Below are 2,050 nucleotides of genomic sequence, written 5' to 3' on the forward strand. Positions count from 1 at the left end.
GGGGTCGCACATCGCGTTGTCGTCGGCGTGTTATCAGTCCCTGTCGTTGTGGTGTCCGTTGCCGCCACGATCGTTGTGATCGCCGTTGCCGCCACGGTCGTTGCCGTAGTGGTCGTTGTCGTGGTGTCCGTTGCCGCCACGATCGTTGTCGTAGTGGCCGTTGTCGTAGCGGTCGTTGTCGTGATGGCCGTTGTCGTAGCGGTCGTTGTCGTAGCGGTCGTTGTAATCGCCACGGTGGTTGTCGTGGTGATCGTTGTAGTCGCCGTTGCCGCCACGCCAGTAGTCGTCGCAGTCGTCGTTCCACCACCCTGAGTGGTGGTCCTCGCAGTACTGGCTGTGCCCGTAGTCCTGGGAGGAGGCAGAAGCGGTGCCGGCTGTACCGACGGCGACACCACCGGCCATCAGCAGTCCTGCGGCGGACGCCATGGCGAGACGCCTCACGCGTTGTGTTCGCATGGGAAATACCTTTCGCTCCATCGTCTCCCGCATCCCGGAAGGAGTACGGGAATGGATGGCCGCAGCCGCAAACGGAAGTTGCGACAGGGTCTTTGGATTTCACTGAATGCCGATCCGGTGCACGGGCTCGACCGCCGACGCCTCCAGGCCGCCCGTCGGTACACACGGGCGATCACTGTGGCCATGGTCCGCTCGGTTCGGGAACCGGTCGGCCGGGCGCGCCGTGCTCGCGGCATTCACTCCATGAGCCTAGTCACGCATCGGCGCATCGGCATCTCGGGAGACCGTCGCGTTCGGTCCTCGCCGGACGACTCCGGGCCGGGAGGTCGCCCGCCCGGGAGTCACGGCGACCGGGATTCCGCGGTTCAGGCCTGGTCAGGCGGCCGGCTGCAGTCGGACGCAGCACCGTCCGGGGCCGGGTGCCGGGCATGCCCGGAGTCCTGTCCCGTCCCTGCCGTCGAGGACACCGCGCAGCAGGTGGAGGTTCATGCCGCACACCGTCCGGGTGTGCTCCCGGGCCAGGGCGTGGAAGGGGCAGTTCGCCAGAACGATGGCGTCGCCCTCGCGGCGCGGCTCGAAGCCGTGGCGCTCCAGCAGGCCGAAGACGTCCGTCTCGTCCTGCTCTGCCAGTTGCGCGCCGAGTTCCTCGGCCTTGCGGTGCAGCACCTCGCGCACCGGTTCGCCCGTCGCGTCGGATTCCTCCACGGCCTGGGCGAGGAGCCGTCCGGCCAGCTCGTAGCGGCGGTCGGGCAGGCTGACCGCGACCTGCCTCGCCGAGCGGCGGTAGAGCTTGGCCGGCCTTCCCGCGCCCGGTCCGGAGCGTCCGCTGCGGCGTTCGTACACGACGTCCAGCAGTGATTCGTCGGCCAGCCGGTCCAGGTGGAACGCGACGGTCCGTCGCGCCAGTCCGAGGGCGGCGGCCGCCTCGTCACGGCCGACGGGGCCCGGCTGGCGCACCACGTGGTCGTACAGCCTCCTGCGGGTCGGCTCGTCGAGAGCGGCGACGGCGGAGACGTCCGGGTCGCGTACTTCCTTCGGGGTGTCCACGAACACCAGTGTAAAACCCACGGCCATTGACTATAGACGGGATCGGCGTTTCTATTACCAATGAACCTTGCCGATAGAAGGAGGGGACCATGTCCTCCGCAACCACAAGCACCACCTCCGCCGCCCCGCGGCGGGCGATGCTCACCGACCCCGGCCGCCAGGCGTTCGTGATCCTGCGCGCCGCCTTCACGGTGGCGCCCGTCCTGTTCGGACTGGACAAGTTCGCCAACCTGCTCACGGACTGGCCCGCCTACCTCGCGCCGTGGATCGACGGCCTGGTCCCCGGCAGCGCCCAGGCGGCCATGTACGCGGTGGGGGTGGTGGAGATCGCGGCCGGTCTCACCGTGGCGCTGGCCCCGCGCTTCGGAGCCTGGCTCGTGGCCGGCTGGCTGGCCGGCATCATCGTCAATCTGCTGACCGTCCCGGGCCACTACGACATCGCCCTGCGCGACTTCGGCCTGCTGCTCGGCGCCCCTTCACGACCGCCGCCCGGCGTGGCGGTGCTGGGCGAGCCGCGCGAGCGCGACGGCGCCGAGCAGCAGGCCGA

General features: G+C 69.5%; 3 protein-coding genes. 1 reads left to right on the forward strand and 2 read right to left on the reverse strand.

Annotation, left to right across the window (positions count from 1 at the left end; translation table 11 throughout):
* Window positions 1–33 precede the first annotated feature (33 nt).
* Together AOK18_RS33750 and AOK18_RS29705 are read right to left on the reverse strand one after the other, a co-directional pair.
* Window positions 34–456: a hypothetical protein gene (locus AOK18_RS33750; protein ID WP_157865301.1), complete on the reverse strand. Its 423-nt coding sequence runs from the start codon at window positions 454–456 to the stop codon at window positions 34–36.
* A 375-nt stretch (window positions 457–831) separates the two neighbouring features.
* Entirely contained in the window at window positions 832–1,509 is a 678-nt protein-coding gene (locus tag AOK18_RS29705; protein ID WP_055696306.1) for a helix-turn-helix transcriptional regulator, read from the reverse strand.
* A gap of 83 nt (window positions 1,510–1,592) precedes the next feature.
* Here AOK18_RS29705 and AOK18_RS29710 point away from each other — a divergent pair.
* Window positions 1,593–2,050 (forward strand): hypothetical protein (locus AOK18_RS29710; protein ID WP_420865660.1); only part of this gene is annotated, 458 nt, incomplete at its 3' end.

The organism is Streptomyces prasinopilosus (assembly GCF_001419695.1).
In the GTDB taxonomy this organism is placed as follows: Bacteria; Actinomycetota; Actinomycetes; order Streptomycetales; family Streptomycetaceae; genus Streptomyces; species Streptomyces prasinopilosus.

Coding starts and splice junctions, on each gene's coding strand:
- AOK18_RS33750 (WP_157865301.1), bottom strand. CDS start 456: ATGCGAACACAACGCGTGAGGCGTCTCGCCATGGCGTCCGCCGCAGGA.